Below are 20,407 nucleotides of genomic sequence, written 5' to 3'. Positions count from 1 at the left end.
TCGGAATTAACCACTTTGACGGTAGCAAGCTGAGCAACGCAGACCGTTGGCTGGCAGAAATCCGGAGAGCCGCCAGTTTTTGCGTTGGAGGGTGGTGTGTATTCGGCAGCCTCCAAAGGGCTGATTTTCGTGCCTGCTCTTTCTGGTCTCGCCTGTCCACATTGGGATAGAAGCGCGAGAGGGAGCTGGATGGGACTGTCGCTGCACACAACGGCGACCGATATGGTGCAGGCCGTTCTGGAGGGTGTTGCTTTTCGCACTGCGGAAGTGTTTCTGGCCCTTGAGCGTAACCAACCCGTCACCGGAAGAATTTCACTGGATGGCCGGATGACCGAGAATGCTTTTTTCGTGCAGTTTTTATCGAATGTGCTGCAGCAGAATAGATTCAGGCTATGTGGCTCGTCAGCGAGTTATCACCTCGGGCGAGTCTTGCGCTTCGCTTCAGGAGTTATTCACTGCGGCTCGCACTGCTACTGCAGCCTTCGCAGGGTCGGCCCGGAAACCCACCTCGACCATTTCGAAATGACCTACTCTTGCCTCCGGGATCGGTTCATGGGAAAGTCGAAAGGGTCATGGAATTGCTCACCGGTTTGTCGGATAAGCGTGCCCAGGGGCAAGGTCTTGAGATCGGCAACCGTCTGGAAAATCTGTTAAAGAAGGTGGCATTCTGATGCGCAACCACCAATCAGTAGCACTCCTTCCTATTTACAACGGAGGCTGATATGGCAAGTTTTTCCCATACTGTCGGTGCCATCACCTACCGCTTCGACGACCTGAAAGACGTTATGGCCAAGGCCAGTCCAGCTCGCTCCGGGGACTTTCTGGCGGGTGTTGCGGCGTTAAACGATGGCGAACGAGTTGCGGCACAAATGGCCCTGGCAGACATTGAGCTGAAGCGCTTTTTGCACGAAGCATTAATTCCCTATGAAACCGATGAAGTCACCCGACTGATCATCGATACTCACGACAAAGCCGCGTTTTCCGCTGTTAGCCACATGACAGTGGGTGGCTTTCGCGACTGGCTACTGAGCGACGCCGCTGATGAGCAAAGTCTGCGCGCTCTGGCACCGGGCCTGACGCCGGAGATGGCCGCCGCCGTATCGAAGATCATGCGCGTGCAAGACCTGATCCTGGTAGCACAGAAAATCCGCGTAGTGACCCGGTTTCGCAGCACCGTTGGCCTGCGTGGTCGGCTTTCGACACGCTTGCAGCCCAATCACCCCACCGACGATCCGGCAGGGATTGCGGCGAGTATTCTTGACGGTCTGCTTTATGGTAATGGCGATGCGATGATAGGGGTCAATCCGGCCACTGACAGCACCTCTTCAATTTGCGCCATGCTGGAGATGCTCAATGCGGTGATTCAGCGCTACGAAATTCCCACCCAGGCCTGCGTGCTGGCTCACGTTACCACCTCCATCGAAGTGATTAACCGCGGCGTGCCATTGGATCTTGTGTTTCAGTCGATTGCTGGCACCGAGGCGGCAAACGCAAGCTTCGGTGTGAGTCTGAACATTTTGCAGGAAGGTTACGAGGCGGGGCTGTCATTAAACCGCGGCACGCTTGGGCGAAACCTCATGTACTTCGAAACTGGTCAGGGCAGTGCGTTATCGGCCAACGCTCACCACGGTCTGGACCAGCAGACCTGCGAAGCCCGAGCTTATGCTGTCGCCAGGCATTTCAACCCGTTTTTAGTTAACACTGTGGTCGGCTTCATCGGCCCGGAATATCTTTACAACGGTAAGCAGATCATCCGCGCAGGCCTTGAAGACCACTTCTGTGGAAAACTGTTGGGTGTGCCTATGGGTTGCGATATTTGCTACACCAACCATGCCGAAGCCGATCAGGATGATATGGACACTCTGCTGACTCTGTTAGGCGTAGCCGGAATCAACTTCATTATGGGCATTCCTGGCTCCGATGACATCATGCTCAACTACCAGACGACGTCCTTCCACGACGCTCTTTATGCACGCCAGACCTTGGGCCTGAAACCTGCGCCAGAATTCGAAGAATGGCTGGCGAAAATGGGTATTTTTACCCAAGCTGATGGAAAAGTGCACTTTGGCAACAGCCTGCCACCGGCTTTTCGCAAGGCTCTAGCGCAATTGAAATGAGTGAGCACGTCATGGACAAACCGACCACTGATAACCAGAACAGGAACCAGAGCCCTTGGCGGCAACTGCGCAACCTCACGTCGGCACGGATTGCCTTGGGTCGCGCCGGCACCAGCATGCCCACAGCCGCGCAACTGGAGTTCCAGTACGCCCATGCTCAGGCCCGTGATGCTGTGCACCTGCCCTTCGATCACGTTGGGCTTAGCGCTCAACTTGCCGAGCACGGGCGTGACAGTCTGTTGCTACACAGCGCCGCCAGTGACCGCCACAGCTACCTACAGCGTCCAGACCTGGGGCGCCGTTTGGATGATGAATCTGCTCAGTTACTGAATCAGCATCGTGCGGACAACCCAGCGGGTTACGACCTGGCTATTGTGGTGGCAGATGGCCTCTCGGCCCTGGCAGTGCATCGCAATGCCATGCCGATGCTGAAGCATATTGAAGAACAGGCCCTGGCTGAGGGCTGGAGCTCATCGCCCGTCGTACTTGTCAGCCAGGGCCGGGTAGCCGTGGCCGACGAAGTGGCTGAACGGCTCGGCGCGCGTATGGTGGTTATCCTGATTGGTGAGCGACCTGGCCTGAGCTCACCAGACAGCCTGGGTTTGTACTTCACCTACGCACCCAAGGTCGGCCTGACCGACGCTTACCGCAACTGCATCTCTAATATCCGCCTGGAAGGTTTGAGCTACCCGATGGCCTGCCATAGTCTGTTTTATTTGATGCGCGAGGCCTGTCGCCGTCAGCTGTCGGGGGTTAATCTAAAGGACGACGCTGAAGAACCACTATTGGCAGGTGCCGGCAAGAGCGGGAACTTTTTACTCGGTTGAGTGTTAGTGAACGTCTGATTATTGACCAGGCAAAATCATTGCAAGTTCTGAAAGGCACTTTTCACGTGGGCAGCCAAAGCGTTATTGAGGGGATTGGAGCCTCTGCGCACGAGTGCCAGCTGATAACGGCCTATCTCTGGCAGGTCGTCGCTGACAATCTGTTTGAGCGGTAACCGCACAAGGCTCAGGGGGAAAGGCGCAACGGCAAGGTCTGCAATCATCGCAGCTTCCTGGCCGGAGCAGTGCTCGCAGGTGTAGGCGATCCGGTATGGCGTGCCAGCGTTTTCCAGGGCGAGTAATGTCATCTGGCGCCATGCGCATCCCTCGTGAGCCACCGCAATCGGCAGGGGCCTGTCCAGATGCGCAGACGAACCCTCTTTGCCTGCCCAAACCAGTGGTTCTTCATGCACAACCTCGCCACGAATGCCCCTGACGCGTTCGGACACAGTCACCAGCACCATGTCGAGTTCTCCCGCGTCCAGCTTTGTCAGATTTTGCTTGCTTGAACCGACAACAACATCCACCAACACAGCCGGATAGGAACGCGCAAACTGGGCGAGTACCTCGGGTAGAATTCGAGTACCCACATCATCTGAGGTACCAAAACCCACCTTGCCCTCCAGCGCGGGTGCGATGAAATGCTCTACCGCTTCCTGGTTGAGTCGCAATAGCCGACGGCTGTATGCCAGTAACACCTCACCGTCGTTGGTTAACCGCACCTGACGCGGCTCGCGAATAAACAGACGTTTGCCCAGGATTTTTTCAAGTTGCTTGATTTGCATGCTCAACGCCGACGGCGTTCGGTGGACGACTTTTGCCGCAGCGGTAAACGTGCCACATTCTGCAATCGCGACAAACGTTCTGAGCACCTCATTATCGAGCAGCGGCATCGTCACCTGATTACATCTCCTAAAAAAGCATTGGCATTTGACTTAAGTATATCTGAAGGCAGAGTTAAATTCTTTTCGTTTGATTGAATGCAGAGAAGCCGCCATCATGCTGGCATAAACCAATGAGGTAGGCACGTTTGCAGACCTCAACCATTCATTTGGGTTAAAAACTCATACAAGGAGGAACAGCGATGCTAGGCTCCCATAAGAATGATCAGACAATCAGAATGCACGCCGCTACCTTGGTGGGTAGCTATTCCCGGCGCCAACAGTTTCGGCGCATGGCGCTGACGCTGTTGGCCGAGAAAGACAACACGCTGGCGGACCTGGGTTATAAGCGCTGGGAAATAAACGTGGCACTCAAGCTGCCGCTTCGGACCGATGCCATGGCTTTTCTGGAGCAGCACCGGCGAGCCTCAGGACTCGAAAACGACAACGAGAGCCTACGCTTTATGAAGGCTGGCAAACGTCCTCGCGGAGTTTATCAGTATGCTTGAAGCAGGCTCAATCTAAAGCGTGACTCGCTGAGCAAGCCCATGCGCTTCGGCAAGACTCGCGGCTGCTGAGGCAACCGCCAGGTCTTGAAGTCCGACACCGGTGCCATCGAATAAAGTGATTTCCTGCTCTGATTTCCGGCCCGGATGGGAACTGTTGATAACCTCTCCTATGGGCGTGATTTGCTCGACGAACAAGATCGCTGCCGCCACAGCATGCTGGGCTTCACCGATACTGATCGACTGGGCAATTTCGTCGGTGAAGACCGTTGCTTGCGCCAAAAGTTGTTGATCGACTTCTTGCTTTCCCTTGGTATCCGTACCCATGCATGCGAGGTGCGTGCCGGGCTTTATCCAGTCGGTTTGTAGGAGAGGTTCAGAGGCTGACGTTATGGTGATGATAACATCCGACTGAGCCCCCAGTGCCTGCGGGGAAACGGCCTCGAAGGGTAGGCCGTGTTCCTTGCACACGTCCGCCAGCCGAGCCAAGTGCTCAGGGTGGGCATTCCAAGCCACTACTTTCGCGAAGTCGCGCTGCTCCAGCGCTGCGCGTAGCTGAAAAGTCGACTGAAAGCCTGCACCGATGATGCCCAGCACTTTGGCATTCTTTCGGGCTAGATGGGCAATCGACACAGCGGACGACGCGGCGGTGCGAACGGCGGTCAGATAATTGCCACCCACCAGGGCCTTGAGTTGTCCGGTATCCGGGTCGAACAGCGCCACGGTTGATTGATGATTGGTTAGCCCCTGAGCGGCGTTGCCGGGCCAGTAGCCGCCCGCTTTTACACCTAGGACCAATCCTTCGCGGTCAAAACCGGATTTGAAGCCGTAGAGGGCGCCGGCATGTCCGATCGCTTCCCGCACTACGGGGAAATTGTAGGCGCTCCCTTTGGCCGTAGATGAGAATACCGACTCAACTGCCTGAAAGGCTTCACGACGGCCAATCACTTTCTGGCAGGCGTCTTCGCTTACGATCAAAATCTGGTGCGGTTGAGTTAATGCTTTGGGCGAGGTTTCCATCGTTAGTCTCCTTTGTCATTTTAGCCAGTCTCCGAATCGCGTCCGGAGGGCTGGCGCAGGCTGAATCAGAACATCTTGCCGCGGGCGCTGACGGGCCAGAGCGTTTCGACCTTGCCGTTGCGAACGCCGACGTACCAATCGTGGACGTTGCAAGTCGGGTCGCAGTGCCCCGGTACGAGTTTGAGTTTTTCGTTTATCTTGAGTACACCCTGGGGGTCACTGATGACGCCATGCTCGTCTGAGCACTTGACGTATTCGACGTCGTCGCGGCCAAAGATCAACGGCAGGCCACTGTCCACAGATTGAGCTTTGAGACCCGCATCGCAGATAGCTTTATCGGCCTTGGTGTGGCTCATAACGCTGGTCAGAATGAAAAGTGCGTTCTGCCATTCGCCCTGATCGATGCGCTTGCCGTCTTTGTCCAGAATGCGGCCATAGTCGGCGTCCATAAACGCGTAGGAGCCACATTGCAGTTCGTTGTAAACGTCCGAGTTGCTCTCGAAATAGTAAGAGCCGGTGCCACCGCCAGAGACAAGTTCCGGCTTCAGGCCTACCGCCGTCAAACCATCCACTGCGTCTTGCACCATGGCAATGGCTGCATCCAGTTTTGCCTGGCGCTCGTTGTAAGACTCCATGTGCTGCATGGCGCCCTGATACGCCTGGATTCCGGTGAACGTGAGGTTGGGTGCGGCATCGATGGCTTGGGCGATCGTGACCACATCCTCAGTGGAGTTCACCCCGCAACGGCCCGCACCGCAGTCAATTTCGACGAAGCAGTGCAGTTCGGTACCATGCTTTTGGCACGCCATTGATAAATCCGAAACGTTAGCAACGTCGTCGACGCACACAATAATACGTCCGCCATATTTTGGCAGTTGGGCAAGGCGATCAATTTTCAGTGGATCACGCACCTGGTTGGACACCAGCACGTCCTTGAAACCCGCGCGGGCGAACACTTCGGCTTCAGAGGGTTTCTGGCAGCAGACCCCAATGGCGCCCCCTAGGTCTTCCTGCAGTCGTGCCACATCAACGGACTTGTGCATCTTGCCGTGTAATCGGTGGCGCATGCCGTGTGCTTTGGCGTAATCGCCCATTTTCTTGATGTTGTGCTCGAGTGCGTCCAGATCGAGGATCAGGCACGGGGTCTGAATCTCGCTTTCGTCCATGCCAATGGCGGCGGGGATGTTGTAACCAACTTCCAGTTCTTCAGGGCGTATAAATGTTGTCATGGTATGCCTCCTAATCGATGTTTTTTTTAGGTCCAGGGAAGTGTGTCCAGATCCACATTTCCGCCGGTGATGATCACGCCCACCCGTTTACCCCGGAAGATCTCGGGGTTTTTCAGTATGGCGGCCAGGGGAACTGCGCAGCTGGGCTCGATAACAATCTTCATTCGTTTCCAGGTCAGCTTCATGGCGTCGATGATTTCCTCCTCGGTCGCCGTGAAAATGTCTGAGACGAAATGGCTTACAAAATGCCAGGTCAGTTCCTTCAACGGCACTTTCAAACCGTCTGCTACGGTACCGTCTGGGCCAGAAATTGCTGCAGTTGAGCAATTGTCTGCATTCGGATATTGACCTGCGAGGGGTCTCGCTGCCTTACATGCGGGAATTGTGTGACCGACTGGGCGAAACTATCAATCTCACGATTAGGGAAGGTGATGTAGTGATTTATTTTGAAAAGGTGACGCCGAATCGCATGATGCATGTAAACCAGATCGTAGGTAGCCGCGCACCTTTGCATGTTACCGCTGTAGGCAAGCTCATGCTGGGCCTTGCGGGAGAGGATGAGATTGAGAGCTACGCCCGGCGAACCAATCTACCTGCCTATACACGCAATACGCTGTCCTCATTGAACACGCTAGCGGACGCCTGTATGACCGACATTCGTCAGGGCTATGCACTGGATAACGAAGAAGCTGAGATTGGCGTGGGTTGTATTGGCGTCCTGCTTTTCGAAAAGTCCGGAAATGTGAGCGCGGGGCTGTCCATTTCCGCGCCGATCGAGCGGAGAAAAAATGAATGGATCGGTGAGTTGAGGAAAGCCGGGGAGGAGATTTCCCGGCATTTAGGGTACCGGCCCGGTTAACGCCCTGGTGTGCCCGCGACGGCTCAGAGGCGAAGTGGCTGGGAGAGTTGCTCTGGATTAGTCGGTTATCATCCCCGTCAGATTGGCGGCCTCCAGCTTATGACCTAAGTGACTCCGGAGAATGTTGCCAAGACGTTCCCCATCGCGATTCTGAAGAGCCTCAATCATGTGTTCATGGTCGTTCACTGCTTTGTGCCAGTAAGCGTCGGTCATCTGCGCGGAATAGCGGATTCGTTTAATACGTTGGCTAAGGTTGTTATACATTTCCAGAAGTACATCATTCTTTGACGCCAGCATGATGCATTCATGAATTTGCTGGTTGGCGCGGAAGTATTCCTTGAGTTCACCACGATGAAAATGCTCGACCATTTTATTGTGAAGCGTCTGAATATGAGCGACTTCAGCATCACTGATGTATTGGCAGGCCGTTTCACCGGACAACCCTTCCAGGGCACCCATGATGTCGTAGGTGTGCTCGACGTCCTTCGCGGTTAAGCGGGTTACCCGGGCACCGCGATTCGGCAGCATTTCAATCAGACCTTCGGATTTCAAAACTTTCAACGCTTCGCGGAGGGGCGTTCTGGAGATGCCGAACTTTTCGCAGAGCCCTTTTTCGGAAATTTTCTCTCCAGGCGCCAGTGTACCGAGTTCGATCAACTCCCTGATTCTGTCTGCAGCTTCTTGATAAAGAACTCTATGTTGTATCTTTTCCATATGACCTTTTCTTAAGACAAGTAGTGAGTTGCCGGCAATTTTCGTGCGGCAGTTGTATCTCAGGATGGAATCCTGTAACTAAACTGTGCGCTGCATTCAGAATTCAAAATAAGGTACAGCGCGGCGCTTTGCAAGGCTCAGAGGCCTTAAATGCCCTTTTGCGGTGATGGTACTCCATTCGTTCTGTATGTTCTGGGAACGTGAGTGTTGCGCCATCTCCCGCGACCGGGAACTTCTATGTGGATTTGCTTACCTTGAATGATCCAGGGAAATTATATGGCAGGTAAAGTTTTTCGATCCAGCGTAAAAATTACACGGGCGCAGGCGCGCCAAATCGTAGACGGTGCATTTGCTGTGGCGCGAGCCCGGGATATGGATCCGCTGACGGCATTTGTTATGGATGGGGGCGGCAACATGATTGCCGCCGAACGGGAAGATGGCTGTGCACCGCTGCGTCTTCCTGTCTCAAGAGGCAAGGCGTTTGCTGCTTTAGGGAATGGTGCTTCCAGCCGAACGGTGGGGGAGCGCAACGAGCAACGGCCAGCTTTTTTGGCGTCAGTTGCGGCTGCTGCGGACGGCCATTTCGTACCGGTAGCGGGCGGTGTATTGATTCTTGATCCAAACGACGAGGTTATCGGAGCAGTGGGGATTAGCGGTGCTTCTTCAGATGAGGATGAGCAAGTAGCGATTGCCGGCATTGAAGCTGCAGGTTTTAAGGCAGGAACCGCTCCCGACTGAGACTGAGAGCGGTCATGGCTCGTTTTTAAAGCGAAAAATGACCGCGTTCATTTTGTTCAGGTTCAGAAAGAGGATTGCGGCTTAAGTGTGCCCATTATTTGGCGGAATTATCTAATCTCTCCTATGCACCAAAGCGTGTTGGCACTGGCCCCGCGTCGTAATTAGACTAAAGTATAATATAGAATTATGAATTATGAATTCATATTTGGAGTGTGGTTGGCCCAAACGTCTTACCGGAACAATGGATTTTGGTGCAGAAATTGATGGGTCAGGCTCGCCGATCATCTTTAAAGGTGGTATGAGACGGCAACACGGTCATTTTGGAGAGATTTAACTATCGACGGTTTTGCTTGCAAATAAAAACAATGAAATATCGGAGACCAGTATGAAAATCTTGAAGACAGCATTGCTCGCTTCGGTGTTTGCGCTAGGTGTACAAGCCGCGCAGGCAGCAGAGACCCAGATCAAGTTTGGTCATGTAGGGGGTCCGGGATCTTTATTCGAAAAATCAGTCAACGAATTCGCAAGAATTGCCAATGAAAAGCTGGAAGGTAAGGCCGAGGTCATACCTTTTGGTTCCAGTCAGTTAGGCAGTGACTCCCAGATGCTGAATAAACTGAAACTGGGTACGTTGGACCTCGCTTTGCCCTCGTCCGTCATGAGCAGTGTCGCACCCGAATTTTCGGTGTTTGAAATGCCCTACCTGATTGAAGACAGGGAGCACATGAAGCGCGTACGGGATGAACTCGTGCGGGACGTGCTTTACCAGGCTGCAGAAGACAAAGGCTACCGAGTTATTGGCGTTTGGGAGAACGGCTTTCGGCAAATAACCAACAATGTCCGGCCTATCGTTGTGCCTGCGGATCTGGATGGCATCAAGCTAAGGACCCCCAACGGGGTGTGGCGCGTTGAGATGTTTCAAAGCTATGGTGCGAGTCCTGCCCCAATGGCACTTTCCGAAGCCTTCGTTGCGTTGCAGACAGGCGCGATGGACGGCCAAGAGAATCCTCTGGTCCAAATCTACTCCCAACGATTCCACGAGGTTCAGGATTACCTGTCAATAACCAATCACGTTTACACACCCGCCTATGTATTGGCTGGCGCCCGCTGGAGCCGACTGCCTGAGGATGTCAGAAATGTGCTGATTGAGACAGCTCAAGAAGTGGAAGCCTTTGCACTTGAACAAGGCGAAATGCTTGATAACAGTCTGGTCGAAAAAATGAAAGCTGAAGGGATGCAGGTAAACAAAGCAGATCAGAAAGCATTTGTTGCCGGCTCAGACGCGATCTACAAAAAGTTCGCTGATGAAGTAGAAGGCGGTCAGGAAATGCTGGATAAGGTTAGTCAGCTCCGCAAGTAATAAAGGACGATTCCTGTCTGTTGTGCATGGTTCGCGATCACTGCGCGGATCATGTGTTGCACGTAGGTACTAGCCGGCTCTCGTGTTTCAGGGGATATAAATGAATTCACTTACAAATTTTAAAAACGCTTATTTCAAGTTTCTTGAAGTTATTGTCGTTGCCATAATGATTGCTCTGGCATCGGTTGTTACCGTAGGTTTTCTCTCGAGACTTGTTGGTTCACCGTTTAGTTGGTATGACGAAGTCGCCTCTGTGGGTTTGGCCTGGCTGACTTATTATGGTGCCGCACTCGCTGCAGCCAAGGGTGCTCACATTGGTTGCCCGACCGTTGTTAACTATTTCCCCCCCGCAATCCGGTTGCCCATTGCGTTAGTCGCTGAGGCAATCACCATCGGTTTCTTTGTTTTACTCGCCTATACCGGCACGCAAGTCGTCCTGATCCTTGAGGGGTCAACGCTTATCAGTTTAACCAGTGTGTCCGTGCAGCTAACACAATCTGCAATTCCTATTGGGGCTGTCCTCTTTATTATCGCCGAGCTCTTACATCTGCCAGAAGTGATCGCCAGCGCCAAAGGTGATGGGTTCATAGACCATGAACTGGAAGAAGCGGGCCTAACCTACGACAAGGCTTCAATAACTACTAAATAGTAGCCTTGAGCGAGCCCAGGAGAATAATAAAATGATCATTTTTTTCATGTTTGTTGGTCTGATATGTCTGATTCTGATCAACGTGCCTGTAGCGATAGCGCTAGGTATCGTTGGTGCTGTTGCAACTGTCAGTAGTTATGGAGTCTCGGCACTACCCAATGTCGCGATGGTAATGTTTGATGGTGCGACGAAGTTCCCGCTCATTGCGATTCCGCTCTTTATATTAGCGGGTGCCATTATGAACGCCTCTAGTATCTCGCGGCGGTTGATTGATCTTGCATCGGCAATGCTTGGTTTTATAAAGGGCGGGCTGTCTATGGTTACCATAGGCGCCTCAATATTTTTTGCAGAAATTTCGGGGTCAGCTGTCGCGGGAGTTTCTGCTATCGGCAGTATTATGATCCCGGCGATGAAAAAGAAGGGCTATTCGAAGGAGTTCTCGGCGGCTATTTCATCCTCGGCGGCGAGCCTGGCGATTATACTGCCGCCATCCATCCCCATGATTCTTTATGCCGTAATGTCCGGCGTTTCTGTGGTTAAAATGTTTGTCGCCGGCATTTTGCCCGGGATATTGGGAGCTCTGGGCTTAGCCGCCATGTGTTACTACCTGGCGAAAAAGAATAACTTTCCGTCGGAAGGTGAGTTCCGGGCCAAAAAGCTCTGGGAAGCGTTCAAGGGTGCGATTTGGGCATTATCGATTCCGGTTATTATTCTGGGTGGTATATTTGGCGGGATCGTAACTGCGACCGAAGGTGCTGCACTGGCCGTTGTTGTTGCCATCTTCATCAGTACCGTTGTCTACCGTGAGTTCAACCTGCGTATCTTCTACAAATCCTGTCTCGATGCGGGCGTTCAAACGGCTGTGGTTATGCTTCTGGTGGCGAGCTCCGCTGTCGTGGGGCTTTATCTCACCGAGACTCAGCTTCCACAGCAGCTCGCCAATTCCATCAGTGACATGACCGACAACAAGTACATCATCTTGGCGTTGCTCAATGTCGTCTTCCTGATTCTGGGCATATTCCTGCATTCTGCCGCCGCCATCATCCTGGTGGTTCCAATCGTTCTTCCGCTAATTCTCGCGGTGGGTATTGACCCGGTCCACTTCGGTTTGATCGTTACATTGAATCTGGCCATAGGCCAACAAACACCCCCTGTGGCGAGCGTATTGATTGCTTCGTGCTCCATTGCGAAATCTGATATCTGGGCGACTTCGCGCACCAACCTCTGGTTTCTGGGTGTGCTGTTCGCGATTCTCATCATAAATACCTATGTTCCAGCCTTTGCATTGTCATTGGTGAACCTGGTTTATGGCACCTAATAGCTGAAGGGGATATGAAATGAATAAACCTGACCAAGGCAGTGTCGACTGCAAGGTAAGCCAAGGGGTGGCCTGGGTTGGCTTCAATCGCCCAGCAAACCGCAATGCAATGACGTGGAGTATGTACGATTCACTGGAGCGGATTTGTGAAGAGATGGACGGGAAAGCTGAGGTAAGCGCTGTCGTTTTCTATGGCTACGGTGGGGAAGCATTCGTAGCCGGAACGGACATCAAGCAATTTGCTGATTTTGACCACGGTGATCAGGGCATTGCTTATGAACGCCGTATTGACAGTGTGCTCCATAGCCTGGAAACCATGAAAACGCCGACCATCGCGCTGCTTGAAGGTTTTTGTGTCGGCGGTGGAGCAGCTATTGCGCTTGCTTGCGATTTTCGTTATTGCACGCCCTCGCTGAAGTTCGGGGTACCGATTGCTAAAACCCTGGGCAATTGCCTGTCGGTCACCAACGTTTCACGCCTGATGGATCTCGTGGGTATCCCCCGAACCAAGGAGATTCTGATGGCGGCAAAACTGATCGAGGCACCGGAGGCCGCGTCCTTTGGGTTAGTCAGCGAGGTTTTTGAAGCCGATGTCATCAGGGATGAGGTCGACAAAAAAGCGCAGGCTTTCAGTCAGCGAGCGCCTTTGACGGTGCAGGCCGCCAAAGAAATTATCAACCGCGTGCTCGCACACAGACGGACGGCTGCGGATGTCAGTGATGACTGGGTGAGAACCTGCTATGCCAGTGCCGACTTCAAAGCAGCGGTCAATAAGTTCGTCACCAAGACGCCGTTTGAATGGACCGGCAAATAGGTTGCTTACTGAACAGCTTTTCCAACATGGAGAAAACACATGCTTCCCTTGAAAAACATAAAAGTTCTGGATGTCTCGCAAATCATGGCCGGGCCTTATTGCACCATGGTGCTTGGTGACATGGGGGCAGAAGTCATTAAGGTGGAAAAGGCCAATGGTGGCGATGACAGCCGACAAATGGGGCCCTACGTTAACGACGAATCCACTTGTTTCTCCCAAATCAACCGAAACAAGAAAAGCATCTCTTTAAACCTGAAAGATGAACGGGCGAGGGCGATATTCTATCGGCTCGCCAACGACGCAGATGTCATTGTCGAGAACTATCGGCCCGGAGTGACGAAATCTCTGGGGATCGATTATGAGGCCATTAAAATGATCAACCCCGGCATAATTTACTGCTCTATTTCAGGCTATGGTCAAACGGGTCCGTACAGTAATAAAGGCGGTTTTGATCTGGTGGCCCAAGGCATGAGCGGTTTGATGTCGATGACGGGCGAGCCAGGTCGGCGGCCGGTAAAAACCGGCATTGCCGTTTACGATATCGGTGCTGGCATTACGGCGGTCTATTCGATTTTGGCGGCGTGCATACACAAAATGAACACCGGTGAAGGTCAACAGATTGATATAGCCATCACTGAATGTGGCCTGCCCTGGTTCAGTTGGGAGGCGGCGGCGTACTTCTCCGAAGGCACCGTGCCGGAAGCCACCGGCTGGCGTCATCGCGTATCCGCCCCTTATCAAGCCGTCAAAACTCAGGATGGCTACATGATGCTGGGCTGCGCTAACCAGCGAACCTGGGAGCGCTTCTGCCAGGATGTCATCGCGCGGGACGATTTAATTGCCGATGAGCGGTTTTTGACCAATAGCGACCGTGGACGCAATGTCGAGCAACTCGAACGTGTTCTGGAAGAAATCCTGTCCCTTCGTGAAACGGCGCACTGGCTGGATCGATGCGACATTGCAGGCGTGCCCGCCGGACCGATCAACAATTTCGCCCAGGCCGTGCAGGATGAGCATTTTCTCGCCAGAGGCATGGTCGAGGAAATCGACCACCCGGTGATCGGCAAGATGAAAACGATCGGTTTTCCCAGCAAATTTTCCCGTACACCCTCACAGATTCGTTACCCGGCGCCCCTCTTTGCGCAACACACCGATGAAATCTTGTATGGCGCTGGTTTGAGCGCAGAGGAGGTTAGTAATCTCCGCCAGGAGGGTTGTATCAAGTAGTTCATTACTTCGATATTTACCCATAATGCGCTTCATATGTGAATTCAAAATTCAGAATTTATAGACACCATAAACGTGCGGAGTATTTCCTATGTTGAAACTTGATTTTCATCCATCAGGCCGGCACTTCCTTCAAATACCCGGGCCGTCTCCGGTACCGGACCGTATTCTGCGCGCCATGAGCCTCCCGACTATTGATCATCGCGGGCCGGAATTTGGCGCCCTGGGGCTGGAGTTGCTGGCGAAGGTTAAGGTCATCTTTAAAACGACCCAGCCCGTTATTATCTACCCGGCATCCGGAACCGGTGCCTGGGAAGCCGCTCTCATTAACACGATGTCTAGCGGTGACCGGGTGCTGATGTTTGAAACGGGTCACTTCGCAACACTGTGGGAAAAAATGGCACGTCGGCTTGGCTTGGAACCAGAATTTCTGGGGCTTCCCGGTTATGAGGGCTGGCGTGCGGGTGTGCAGGCCAACATGATTGAAGATCGCCTGAGACAGGATACAGAACATACCATTAAGGCGGTCTGTGTCGTTCACAACGAGACCTCAACAGGTGTCACAAGCGATATCCCGGCAGTGCGTCGAGCCATGAATGCCGCTGGCCACCCAGCACTGTTGATGGTTGACACCATCTCCGGCCTGGCCTGTGCAGACTATCAACACGATGCGTGGGGCGTCGACGTAACGATTTCTGGTTCCCAGAAAGGTTTAATGCTGCCGCCGGGTATCAGTTTTAATGCCTTGTCGGATAACGCCATCGCTGCCAGTAAAACCTCAAATTTGCCAAAAAGCTTCTGGGCATGGGACGAGATTCTTGAGGCCAATAAAAACGGTTATTGGCCTTACACGCCCAACACGAACTTGCTTTACGGCCTGAATGAAGCGTTGGATATGTTGCTTGACGAAGGTCTGGAACAGGTGTTCGCGCGTCACCAGCGTTGGGCTGCCGGTGTGCGTGCGGCCGTTGAAGCCTGGGGGCTGGAAGTTCAGTGCCAAGAGCCAGATGTTTACTCACCGGTTCTGACGGGGGTCGTCATGCCTGAGGGCGTGGATGCGGATGCGGTTCGGCGCCTGATCTACGAGCGTTTCGATCTGTCGCTGGGCATGGGGCTGGGCAAGTCGAAAGGCAAGATGTTCCGAATAGGACACCTCGGCGACTGCAATGATCTGACTTTGATTGCCGCGTTAGGCGGCTGCGAGGCTGGTCTGAAGTTGTCTGGAGTGAACCTCAAAGGCAGTGGCGTTTTGGCAGCGCTGGAGTACTTCTCCCAGAACCGGCCGCACCACGTCAATTAATAGCGGTGTTTATAACGGCATAGATCAGGAGTAAACGATGAACTCGTTTTCAGAGCCTAAGATACAATCGCAAAATGCGCGAGTAAAACCGATGTCTGATGTTGCCGCTCGTTTGGCACATGAACTTGCGGGCGATGTGCTTTTTGACGACGCCTCACGCGGACGATACTCCACGGACGCGTCTATCTACCAGATTATGCCGGTCGGTGTCGTGATACCCCGCAATCAGGCGGACTTGCAACTAGCTGTTGATATAGCACGGGATGCAAAAGTTCCGGTACTTGCGCGCGGGGCGGGCACCAGCCAGTGCGGCCAGACTGTTGGCGAGGCGATCATTCTGGATACCAGCCGCTGGTTAAATCAGATTGTCGAGTTTGACGAAGAGAAACAGACAGTGGTCGTTGAACCCGGTCTGGTTCTTGACGACCTAAACCGCTGGCTCAAGCCCCATGGGCTTTGGTTCCCGGTTGATGTATCAACGGCCGCCCAATGCACCATTGGTGGTATGGCGGGCAATAACTCCTGTGGCTCAAGGTCCATCAAGTACGGCAACATGGTCCACAATGTTCTGGGTATCGACGCCTTACTTGCGGACGGTTCGCAAGGGCATTTTGGTTTGACCAGCAACCTACCTGTCAATGAAAGAATTCGCGCAATAGCCCAGCAGGTGCAGCACATCGCAGAGCGGGAAAACGCCAACATAATGGAGAGTTTTCCCAAGGTTCTGCGTCGCGTGGGTGGTTATAATCTTGATATCTTCAACTGCCAGAATTCGCGTCCTTATAACCTGGACGGCCAGGTTAATCTCGCACACCTGTTAGTCGGTTCTGAAGGAACTCTGGGGCTTACACAGAGAATCAAGCTTCAGCTTGCACCGCTACCGGTTCACAAAGTGCTGGCCGTAGTTAACTTCGTTCAGTTCTATCAGGCCATGGACCTGACCCAGCACATCGTTACTCTCAATCCATCAGCGGTAGAGCTGGTGGATCGCACCATGATAGACCTTGCGATTGAAAATGCAGCGTTCCGGCCCGTGATCGAGAAAGCGCTAATTGGCAAACCCAAAGCCATTCTGCTGGTTGAATTCTCCGGGGAAGACGCGCAGAAACTGCGAGGCGATCTGGCAAAGCTCAATGAGCTGATGGGGGATCTGGGTTTACCCGATTGTGTCGTTAGCATGACCGGCGCCGCTGAACAGGCCGCTTTGTGGAATGTGCGCAAGGCAGGCCTTAACATCATGATGAGTATGAAAGGTGACGGCAAGCCTGTTTCCTTTATTGAAGACTGCGCAGTACCGCTTGAAAGCCTTGCAGAATATACCAGTAAGCTCACCGAAGTATTTCATAGACATGGCACGGAAGGGACCTGGTATGCCCACGCCAGTGTTGGCACTTTGCATGTTCGGCCGATCCTGGATATGCGTCGTGACGGAGCGCAAAAAATGCGTGCAATCGCCGAAGAAGCGTCAGCGCTGGTGCGCGAATACAAAGGTGCTTTTTCCGGCGAGCATGGCGATGGGATCTGTCGCGGAGAGTGGGTGGCCTGGCAGTTTGGGCCACAGCTCAATGCGGCATTCAAGGAGATTAAACAGCTTTTCGATCCTGAGAATTTGCTGAACCCCGGCAAAATAGTCGATACCCCGCGAATGGATGATCCAGACTACTTCCGGTTTAATAAAGGGTATAAGGGCATACCAATAACGCCAGCGCTCGACTGGTCAGGCTGGGATGTACTTCGCGATCCGTTAACCGGCGAACAAAGTGCGCCGGGCAGTGCGGGCGATCCGACATCCGGGCTGATCAAAGCCGTTGAGATGTGCAACAACAACGGCCATTGCCGGAAATTCGACGCCGGCACCATGTGCCCCAGTTTTCGCATTACCCGGGAAGAGCAACACCTGACACGAGGGCGAGCCAATACATTGCGGCTGGCGTTGTCCGGGCAATTAGGGTCAGACGGCCTTGCCGGCAACGATGTCAAAGAGGCACTGGATCTGTGTGTGTCCTGTAAGGGCTGCAAACGTGATTGCCCAACCGGTGTAGACATGGCCAAGATGAAAATTGAGGCACGTTCGGCCTGGTCAAAAAAACACGGGATTTCACTTCGAGATCGATTTGTGGCTGAAATGCCTCGTTACGCTGCATACGCCAGGCATTTTTCAAGCGTCATCGCTGCAGTTGAACGGGTGCCTTTTTTGTCAGACTGGATTAAGCGCACCTTAGGCTTGGCAGAACAGCGCGCTTTGCCGAACTTTTGCGGTAACTATCTGGCTGGCGCTGCTGCGAAGCCTGGTAGCGCAGTCTATGAAAAAGAAGTTTTGCTGTTTGTCGACACCTTCAATAACTACCTTGAGCCTTCTAACGCGGAAGCGGCACAACGGGTTCTTACTGCCGCCGGCTACCATGTGCACGTCAACAAAGCTCCGAGCGAGAGACCGTTATGCTGTGGCCGAACCTATCTTGCCTCCGGCCAGGTGGACAAGGCCAAAGCCGAAGCAAAGCGCACACTCGAGTACCTGATGCCGTTTGTTGAACGGGGCATCAGTATTGTCGGGCTGGAGCCATCCTGCCTGCTAACCCTACGCGATGAGTTTTTGCAGTATGGCTACGGTGAGCAGGCCGTGGCTTTGTCGAAGGCGTCCTTCCTGTTTGAGGAGTTTTTGGTCAAAGAACAAGAGGCAGGTCGCTTGAAGCTTGAGCTAAAAGCCCTCGAAACGCCCAGAGTGCTGCTACACGGACACTGTCACCAGAAAGCGTTTGATGCTCTCCGGCCAGTCGAGCAGGTGCTTCGCTGGATACCGGAACTAGAGGTTAAAAACATCGAAACCTCATGCTGCGGAATGGCCGGCAGCTTTGGATACGAACGTGAACACTACGAGGCCTCGATGCAGATGGCCGAGCTTTCACTTCTCCCTGCGGTTCGTAAGGCGGCGGCCGATGATCTTGTGGTTGCCGATGGCACCAGCTGTCGACATCAAATTCACGATGGCGCCAATAAAACCGCCTTGCATGTCGCCAAGGTGCTGGAAAGTGCATTAGCCTGACCGTGAAGTGGCTGAATGGATGTGACCAGCCCAGCGAAGGAATAATACCCTGAGACTGGAGAGCGTGTATGACCAAAAGAAAGTGTCTCTTGAGTCAACATCGGCCGCTGCCCTGATTATTGCGCGAGGCGGCTATGTTGACTCAGGTTGGTCAATTTTGAGTCGACGTTAATGGGCTAATACTATTCCGGCGCTGGCAGGACTATTGGTGATCTACATTTTGCCCTGGTCAATTCAAAGCCAAGAAGCCGACGATTTACAACTGGTAATGAGCGGTTTTATGCCAAACTACGCAGTTTTGAAATTGAAAATATCGATACCATTCATTTAGCATTACATGTTTCTTCTTAAAGCTGTCACTCCCAATGTATAAGCTGTACTTATATTCGATATAATTTTATATCGTTTGACTCCCGATATTCAGTGCCATATATTTAGTGGATAGTACTTATATAAAATTTCAAAATATTTTATAGTTAAATTTTTCTACTGAATATCATAATATAAATGATATAGATCTAAGACTGTTACTAGAGTTTTCGTAAGTAAGAAAAACTTATAATAAAAATTATAAAATAGATTTTGACAGAAACAATGGAACGAAGAAAATGAAAATATACAGTCACGAAAAACAAAAGCTTCATCATCCTAAAAGCTACTTTTCTCGAGGGCAAATGCGCCAGCCCCAAGAAACACCTGAGAGGTTGACTGAGCTATTAAAAGCTCCACAGATGATGGGGTTAGAAGTAACGACTGCGAAAGAAATAGGGATCGAGCCGATTTTAGTAGTACATGACTTCGACTATGTTGAGTTTTTAAAGCATGGTTATGAAGAATGGATGGCTTCGGGTGAGGATATGGGAGAGGAGGTTCAAACCACAGTCTATGTTCCAAACAACAATTCCGGGCTTGGTATTTTGGCAAAAGCGGCCAAGTATCAAGCTGATGGTAGCGCCCCAATTGGCAAGCATTCATGGACCTCTATTTATTGGTCCGCTCAAACGGCACTTAATGCTGCTGATTCATTATTAAATGATGAGATGCATCAAAATGATATTCAAATATGCCTGACGAGGCCCGCAGGGCATCACGCTAGAAAAAGCGCAGCAGGTGGTTTTTGTTATCTAAATAACGCAGCAATTATCGCTGAGCACTTACGCCAGAAATTTAAAAAAATCGCCATTTTAGATACCGACATGCATCATGGTCAGGGTATTCAAGAAATATTTTATGACCGTAAAGATGTTTTATATACTTCGGTGCATGGCAGTCCTATTAATTTTTATCCCGTAGTTGCAGGTCACGAGCACGAAAGAGGGCATGGGAATGGATACGGTTATAATGTCAACTTCCCGATGCCGCACGGTACCGATGAAGTTGGATTTTTTCATTATGTAGATAAATCGATCGAAATTGTAAAGCTGTTTAATCCAGACGTTGTCGTTCATGTGTTAGGATTCGATGTCTATAAAGACGATCCACAAGCTAAATGTCATGTCAGTACACAGGGTTTTAAAACGCTAGCAAAAAAGCTGAAAGCACTGAATAAGCCAGTGATTGTCTTAGTAGAAGGCGGTTACTGTATAGAAAAGCTCAATGAAAACCTACAGGCTTTTTTATCTGGACTTATTTCAAAGGATTAAAACTAATAGCCAGTTAGAAACGGAAAGTAAAATTTTTCTAAGCAAGCCATTAATTTAGATAATTTTTCTGTTTAAGATGCCTTCACTAAATTACCGATCGGCGAAAAATCGGGTGTTAATCAAATCTTTATAATATTGAGAGACACATAGTATTTTATATACCTA

General features: G+C 52.0%; 19 protein-coding genes. 14 read left to right on the top strand and 5 right to left on the bottom strand.

The features are described from left to right. The first annotated feature begins 96 nt into the window (after window positions 1-96). The 3 genes from MIH18_RS10595 (at window position 97) to eutC (ending at window position 2,944) form a co-directional block, all read left to right on the top strand. Window positions 97-654 carry an FGGY-family carbohydrate kinase gene (locus MIH18_RS10595; RefSeq protein ID WP_349293801.1) on the top strand — a complete coding sequence of 186 codons (558 nt, stop codon included), beginning with the start codon at window positions 97-99 and terminating at the stop codon, window positions 652-654. A gap of 68 nt (window positions 655-722) precedes the next feature. After that, entirely contained in the window at window positions 723-2,117 is a 1,395-nt protein-coding gene (locus tag MIH18_RS10590; protein WP_249014524.1) for an ethanolamine ammonia-lyase subunit EutB, read from the top strand. Between the two features lie 11 nt (window positions 2,118-2,128). Beyond that, window positions 2,129-2,944: an ethanolamine ammonia-lyase subunit EutC gene (gene eutC / locus MIH18_RS10585; protein WP_249014616.1), complete on the top strand. Its 816-nt coding sequence runs from the start codon at window positions 2,129-2,131 to the stop codon at window positions 2,942-2,944. Window positions 2,945-2,979: 35 nt separating this feature from the next. Here eutC and MIH18_RS10580 read toward each other — a convergent pair whose 3' ends face one another. After that, window positions 2,980-3,834 (bottom strand): LysR family transcriptional regulator, encoded by an 855-nt coding sequence (locus MIH18_RS10580; RefSeq protein ID WP_249008927.1) that lies wholly within the window; start codon window positions 3,832-3,834, stop codon window positions 2,980-2,982. A gap of 191 nt (window positions 3,835-4,025) precedes the next feature. On the opposite strand from MIH18_RS10580, the gene MIH18_RS10575 reads away from it, so the two are divergent. Further along, window positions 4,026-4,331: a hypothetical protein gene (locus tag MIH18_RS10575; RefSeq protein ID WP_249014523.1), complete on the top strand. Its 306-nt coding sequence runs from the start codon at window positions 4,026-4,028 to the stop codon at window positions 4,329-4,331. Between the two features lie 12 nt (window positions 4,332-4,343). Here the strand turns inward: MIH18_RS10575 and bhcD are convergent, their stop codons facing one another. The 3 genes from bhcD to MIH18_RS10560 form a co-directional block, all read right to left on the bottom strand. Then, window positions 4,344-5,348: an iminosuccinate reductase BhcD gene (gene bhcD / locus MIH18_RS10570; protein ID WP_249014522.1), complete on the bottom strand. Its 1,005-nt coding sequence runs from the start codon at window positions 5,346-5,348 to the stop codon at window positions 4,344-4,346. A gap of 65 nt (window positions 5,349-5,413) precedes the next feature. Beyond that, complete coding sequence (bhcC, locus tag MIH18_RS10565; protein WP_249014521.1) at window positions 5,414-6,577, bottom strand: 3-hydroxy-D-aspartate aldolase BhcC; 1,164 nt, start codon at window positions 6,575-6,577, stop codon at window positions 5,414-5,416. Window positions 6,578-6,603: 26 nt separating this feature from the next. Beyond that, window positions 6,604-6,843 carry a pyridoxal-phosphate dependent enzyme gene (locus MIH18_RS10560; RefSeq protein WP_249014520.1) on the bottom strand — a complete coding sequence of 80 codons (240 nt, stop codon included), beginning with the start codon at window positions 6,841-6,843 and terminating at the stop codon, window positions 6,604-6,606. Between the two features lie 170 nt (window positions 6,844-7,013). Between MIH18_RS10560 and MIH18_RS10555 the strand changes: the two genes are divergently transcribed. After that, entirely contained in the window at window positions 7,014-7,436 is a 423-nt protein-coding gene (locus MIH18_RS10555) for an IclR family transcriptional regulator C-terminal domain-containing protein (RefSeq protein ID WP_249014519.1), read from the top strand. A 57-nt stretch (window positions 7,437-7,493) separates the two neighbouring features. On the opposite strand, the gene MIH18_RS10550 is transcribed toward MIH18_RS10555, so the two are convergent. Beyond that, window positions 7,494-8,150 carry a GntR family transcriptional regulator gene (locus MIH18_RS10550; RefSeq protein ID WP_249014518.1) on the bottom strand — a complete coding sequence of 219 codons (657 nt, stop codon included), beginning with the start codon at window positions 8,148-8,150 and terminating at the stop codon, window positions 7,494-7,496. Window positions 8,151-8,426: 276 nt separating this feature from the next. On the opposite strand from MIH18_RS10550, the gene MIH18_RS10545 reads away from it, so the two are divergent. The 9 genes from MIH18_RS10545 (at window position 8,427) to MIH18_RS10505 (ending at window position 20,242) form a co-directional block, all read left to right on the top strand. Further along, complete coding sequence (locus tag MIH18_RS10545) at window positions 8,427-8,888, top strand: heme-binding protein (protein WP_249014517.1); 462 nt, start codon at window positions 8,427-8,429, stop codon at window positions 8,886-8,888. Window positions 8,889-9,234: 346 nt separating this feature from the next. After that, window positions 9,235-10,248, top strand: a complete 1,014-nt coding sequence (locus tag MIH18_RS10540) for a TRAP transporter substrate-binding protein (RefSeq protein ID WP_249014516.1) — start codon at window positions 9,235-9,237, stop codon at window positions 10,246-10,248. Window positions 10,249-10,348: 100 nt separating this feature from the next. After that, window positions 10,349-10,897, top strand: a complete 549-nt coding sequence (locus tag MIH18_RS10535) for a TRAP transporter small permease subunit (protein ID WP_249007347.1) — start codon at window positions 10,349-10,351, stop codon at window positions 10,895-10,897. Window positions 10,898-10,928: 31 nt separating this feature from the next. Then, complete coding sequence (locus MIH18_RS10530; RefSeq protein WP_249014515.1) at window positions 10,929-12,215, top strand: TRAP transporter large permease; 1,287 nt, start codon at window positions 10,929-10,931, stop codon at window positions 12,213-12,215. Window positions 12,216-12,234: 19 nt separating this feature from the next. Then, the gene (locus tag MIH18_RS10525; protein WP_249007349.1) at window positions 12,235-13,029 is read left to right on the top strand and encodes an enoyl-CoA hydratase/isomerase family protein; all 795 of its coding nucleotides are present in this window, start codon (window positions 12,235-12,237) and stop codon (window positions 13,027-13,029) included. Between the two features lie 39 nt (window positions 13,030-13,068). Further along, window positions 13,069-14,256 (top strand): CoA transferase, encoded by a 1,188-nt coding sequence (locus MIH18_RS10520; RefSeq protein WP_249007350.1) that lies wholly within the window; start codon window positions 13,069-13,071, stop codon window positions 14,254-14,256. A 91-nt stretch (window positions 14,257-14,347) separates the two neighbouring features. Beyond that, complete coding sequence (locus tag MIH18_RS10515) at window positions 14,348-15,556, top strand: aminotransferase class V-fold PLP-dependent enzyme (RefSeq protein ID WP_249007351.1); 1,209 nt, start codon at window positions 14,348-14,350, stop codon at window positions 15,554-15,556. A gap of 91 nt (window positions 15,557-15,647) precedes the next feature. Further along, a complete protein-coding gene (locus tag MIH18_RS10510) occupies window positions 15,648-18,599 on the top strand; it encodes an FAD-binding and (Fe-S)-binding domain-containing protein (protein ID WP_249014514.1) in 2,952 nt (983 codons plus the stop codon). A gap of 608 nt (window positions 18,600-19,207) precedes the next feature. Next, window positions 19,208-20,242, top strand: coding sequence for a histone deacetylase family protein (locus MIH18_RS10505; RefSeq protein WP_249014513.1), 1,035 nt, complete (start codon window positions 19,208-19,210; stop codon window positions 20,240-20,242). Window positions 20,243-20,407: the final 165 nt, after the last annotated feature.

Source organism: Marinobacter sp. M3C, assembly GCF_023311895.1.
Taxonomy (GTDB): domain Bacteria; phylum Pseudomonadota; class Gammaproteobacteria; order Pseudomonadales; family Oleiphilaceae; genus Marinobacter.
This window is presented reverse-complemented; position numbering and strand designations above follow the sequence as displayed.